The sequence below is a fragment of the Brevibacterium rongguiense genome, assembly GCF_009857845.1.
In the GTDB taxonomy this organism is placed as follows: domain Bacteria; phylum Actinomycetota; class Actinomycetes; order Actinomycetales; family Brevibacteriaceae; genus Brevibacterium; species Brevibacterium rongguiense.
This window is the reverse complement of sequence record NZ_WWEQ01000102.1, coordinates 1-4,689: the sequence shown is the minus strand read 5'-3', so window position 1 is coordinate 4,689 and position 4,689 is coordinate 1. Positions and strand designations below refer to the sequence as shown.

The following is a 4,689-nucleotide window of genomic DNA, read 5'->3' as shown; positions in this document are numbered from 1 at the left end:
GGGGGCCGCGGCCGAGCGCGCGGGGGAGGAGGCGCCCGCGGTGGGCGCGGCGGGCCCGACCCGCGCCTCGGCGGCCGAACCCGATCGCGCCTCGGCGGCTGGTCCCGAGCCCGGGGACCCGGGCGGGGCCAGAGCCGCGGAACAGGCCGGTGCGAGCACGCCCATGCGCTTCCGCGAGGCGTGGCGGGAGTCGGGCTACCGGGCCGCGCTGTTCGGCGGGATGGCCAACGGGTGGGCCTCGATGGGCATCCGCGTGGCGGTCTACCCGCTGTTCGCCCTGCACGTGCTGGGCGTGGGCGCGGCCGAGGCCGGCTGGGCGCTGACCGTCTTCGCGCTCGGCAACGCGGTCGCCGTGACAAGCGTGGGCCGCTTCGCCGACATCTACGGCCGCAAGCCGTTCATCGTCACGGGCTTCGCGGTGCTGGGTCTGGCGACCATTGTGCTGGGCTACTGGGAGTCGCTCACGGTCTTCCTCGTGCTCTCCGCCGTGGCCGGTGTGGGCGCCGGCCTGCTCAATCCCGCGCAGCAGGCGGCGGTGGCCGATGTCATCGGCTCCGAGAGGGCGGGGGGCAAGGTGCTCTCGCGGTTCCAGATGGCGATGGACACCGGCGCCATCTTCGGCCCGATCATCGCGGGCTGGCTCGCGGACGCGTTCGGCTACTCGATCGCGTTCGCCGCCTCGGGCGCGCTGGCGCTGCTCGCGGGCCTGTTCTGGCTCACGGCCCGCGAAACGCTGCCGCCCGCGGAAGCGCCGGAATCGGACTGAGGGTCCGTATACTCGCATCCGTGTGCAGGCTCCGGGCGAACCGGCGCTGACTTCCCCCAAGCACAAGGAGCCACCTCGTGGAACTCGATCGCCGCGCCCTGCTGCGCCTGTCCTCCGGCACGGGCCTCGCAGCGGTCGTGACCGCCGCCCTCCCGTTTGCCCTGCCCGGTGCCGCACCGGCCGCCGCCGCTGCTGCCCGGGGAGCCGTGGGCGTCCGCCAGCTGCGCGGCATGTGGGTGGCCAGCGTGGGGAACATGGACTGGCCGATGGCCCAGGGGCTCTCCGCCGCCCAGCAGAAGAAGCAGTTCACCACGCTGCTCGACCTGGCACAGGGCCTGCGCCTCAACGCCATCGTCAGCCAGGTGAGGCCGGCCGCGGACACGTTCTGGCCGTCCAAGCTGGAGCCGTGGTCGCAGTACCTCACCGGCGTCCAGGGCCGCAGCCCCGGGTATGACCCGCTGCAGTTCCAGATCGCCCAGACGCACGCCCGGGGCATGGAATTCCACGCGTGGATCAACCCGTTCCGGGTGTCCACCCAGTCCAAGCTCAGCGCGCTGTCCAAGGGCCACCCTGCCCGCAAGCACCCGGACTGGGTCTACGAGTTCAACGGCGGGCTGTACTACAACCCGGGCATCCCCGCCGTGCGCGCCCACGTGAGCGCCGTGGTCATGGAGATCGTGGCCCACTACGACATCGACGCCATCCACTTCGACGACTACTTCTACCCCTACCCGGTGGACGGGAAGAAGGTCGCGGATGCGAAGGCGCACGCCGCCCACGGCAAGGGGGCGTCGCTGGGCAGCTGGCGACGCGCGAACATCGACGCGTTCGTCAAGGGCATGGGCGAGCAGATCCACCGCAAGAAGCCGGCGGTGAAGTTCGGGATCAGCCCGTTCGGGATCTGGCGCAACCGCAGCTCGGACAGGAACGGCTCGAAGACCGGCGGCACGGAGTCCTACTCGGCGAACTACGCGGACACCCGGAAGTGGGTGAAGAGCGGGTGGGTCGACTACATCGCCCCGCAGCTCTACTGGGCAAACGGCGACCGCGCCGCGGACTACGCCACGCTCGCCGCGTGGTGGGCCGACGTCGTCAAGGGCACCAAGGTGTCCCTGTACATCGGCCAGGCGGCCTACAAGGTCAGCGGCGGTGAGTTCCGCAAGGCCGGTGAGCTGGCCGCCCACGTTGCCCAGGACGCGAAGATCCCGCAGATCACGGGCGAGCTGCTGTTCAGCGCGCAGGACGTCAAGCGCGATCCGAAGGGCGCGATCGGCACGCTGCGCTCGGGCGCGTTCGCGCTGCCGGCGCTGCCGCCGGTCAACCGCGCCCGAGGCCGCCGAGCCCCCGTTGCCCCGGCCGGTGTGCGCGCGGCCGCGCAGGGGTCTGCCGTGAAGGTCAGCTGGACGGGCGGAAATGCCACGTGGTTCGCCATCTGGCGCACGAAGGGCCGCGCGGTGACCGCCGCGGACACCGCGGATGCCCGCAACCTGGTCGCGGTGGTGCACTCGACGGGCCGGGGTGTCAACGCCTTCTCCGACCGCCACCCGGCCAAGGGCGGGCAGTACGCGGTCACCGGCTATGACCGGCTGTGGAACCAAAGCGGCCTGGGCTCGCCCACCGCCGCCAAGCGCCGTGCCGCAGCGGAGGGCGGGGCACGCGACGGCGGAACGACCATGAGCGGCGGGGCTGATTCGCAGGCGCCGTCGCTGAGCGGGGGCGTGAGCCAGCCGTAACCGGTGACCGCATGCGGAAGGGGCGGGATGCACGTGGTGTGCATCCCGCCCCTTCCGCATGCGCAGCGTGGGGGACTCGGCCTCAGCCGGTCACCTCACCCTGCGGTGGGCTCAGCCGCGGCGGCGACGAGCCATGAGCACCATGCCCGCACCAAGGGCCAGCAGACCCGCGGCGGTGCCGAGTGCGACGCCGACGGTGGCGCCGGTGCGCGGCAGGTGGCCGTTGCCGTTGTTGTCATCGTCGTTGCCGTCGTCACCGGGGTCCGGGGCATCGTCGGAGACAACGCTGAACGTCGACTCGAGCGTCTTCGCGCCACCGGCCTTGGCGTCCTGCGCCGCGGCCTTGCCGACGGTGCCGCCCGCATTGGGCTGCTCCGCCTCGGTGAAGTCGGCGGTCACACCGTAGGTGCCCAGGTAGACATCCTTGTTCTGGGCCGAGGTGAGGCCCCAGACGCGGGTGGTCGCGTTGCCGCTCTCGTCAGCGGTCACCGTCTCCTTCTTGGCGGTGACGCCCTTCTTCTTGATGGAGAAGCTCACCTTGGTACCGGGCTCGGCGCCCATGACCGAGGCCTCGACCCCCACGGACTTGTCCTTGTCGCCATCGCCGACGAACTTGGAGAGGGCGATGCGGCGCGGATCGATCTGAAGCGACGAGGGCTCCGGATCGGCCGGGTTGCTCGACGTGGGTGCCGGCGAGGACGGCGTGCCGGAGGTGGTCTGCGTCGGAGCCGGGGTGGTGGGATCCTCCGTCGCGGTCTCGGACGGTGCCGGGTCCGTGGGGTCCTCGGTCGCAGTCTGCGACGGCGCCGGATCGGTCGGGTCCTCGGTGGCGGTCTCGGACGGCGCCGGATCGGTCGGGGTCTCCGTCGCGGTCGCGGTCGGCGCCGGGGTGGTCGCAGTTTCCGTGGGTGTAGGTGTCGCCTTCTTGACGGTGAACTTCAGCTCGAGCGGCTCGGAGACGCTGTACTTATTCGTCAGATACAGCTTGCCCGTGTGCTCGCCTTCGTCCTTCGGAGCGGTGATGGCCCACGTACCACCGCTGACGGTGACCTTGCTCTTCGTGCCGTTGCTGTCGACGAAGGTTCCACCATCGAACCCGTTGGCCCCGCTGCCGCGCAGGCGCTGACCCGGTTCCACGGTATCGCCGCTCTGCTTGGCCTTCGACGCCACGAGGATTCGAGACTTGTTGCCCATCTGATCGAGGGCGTTGGGTACCTTCGTTGCCCAGAAGAGTTCCGAACCATCGTTTAGCTCACCGCCACCGGACAGGACCCCGAGTGCCTGGCCGTCCTCCGAAATGTATGCACCACCCGAATCTCCGTGATTTGCATGGGCGTTCGACGCGAACCCGTCCACCATGCGACCGTCGATATTGGCCCAGCCTTCCGAATAGGTGACGCTGCCCGATTTCTGACCCGAAGTGCGACCGCTTCGGAGAACTTGCTCGCCCACCTTGGGGGTACCCACGCTCGTGACGGAGTGGGCCTCGGCCAGCAAATCACCCTTCTTGGCACCCGCACCCCAATTTGACACCTTTGGAGCCACTTTGGTGCCTTCGGGGAAATCGACCAGAGCGTAGTCCGTGCTGGTGACGTCCTTCGTCCCGGCGGGAGTTGTTTCAACTGAGGGATCAGGGTCAGTCTGCCCGGGGCGACCAAACCTCCACTCGCTGATGGTGCCTCGGAATCCGCCTTCGGGGAATTTGACCGTGCTCGTGCCTTTTTCATCTCCCGTTGCGCCACCGTCGCCGCTCGAGAGGGTTTCCGCGATGTCGAAGTACTGGCCGGCAACGATTCCGTATTCGGAACCGCTGTTGAAGTCGGCCGTGCAGTGGCCTGCCGTGAGTGCCTGAGGCTTAAATGAATCGTTGCTGAGCGCCGTGAATCCGAGCGAGCATAGACCACCGGTCTTGTCACCCTTATGGGTTCCGTAGCCACCGCCACCGACTGCCGTGCCCGTGCTTGCGGCGAGTGCCGTCATCGGATGCCTGAGCGCCACTTTTTGCACGTGATTCTCGTCGACCAGATCGTTGACTTCGTCTTTTGTATCTCCGTAGGTGAAGATGAAGCGCCCTGGGTTTCGTTCCGAGTCTCAGCAAGGAGAATCGGAGCATGCCCAAGAAGTTCAGTCCAGAGCTGCGTGACCGTGCCGTGCGTATGGTCTACGACCGTCAGGCCCGCGAGGGTGGTC

The 4,689-nt window shown here is 68.9% G+C and carries 3 protein-coding genes; 2 read left to right on the top strand and 1 reads right to left on the bottom strand.

All coding sequences use genetic code 11. The features are described from left to right. Positions 1 to 766, top strand: a 766-nt coding sequence (locus tag GSY69_RS13445; RefSeq protein WP_160954341.1) for an MFS transporter, incomplete at its 5' end; no start/stop codon positions are given. Positions 767 to 843: 77 nt separating this feature from the next. Further along, positions 844 to 2,499 (top strand): glycoside hydrolase family 10 protein, encoded by a 1,656-nt coding sequence (locus GSY69_RS13440; RefSeq protein ID WP_160954340.1) that lies wholly within the window; start codon positions 844 to 846, stop codon positions 2,497 to 2,499. 111 nt (positions 2,500 to 2,610) lie between these two features. On the opposite strand, the gene GSY69_RS13435 is transcribed toward GSY69_RS13440, so the two are convergent. Continuing rightward, positions 2,611 to 4,479: a S1 family peptidase gene (locus GSY69_RS13435; protein WP_160954339.1), complete on the bottom strand. Its 1,869-nt coding sequence runs from the start codon at positions 4,477 to 4,479 to the stop codon at positions 2,611 to 2,613. Positions 4,480 to 4,689 lie beyond the last annotated feature (210 nt).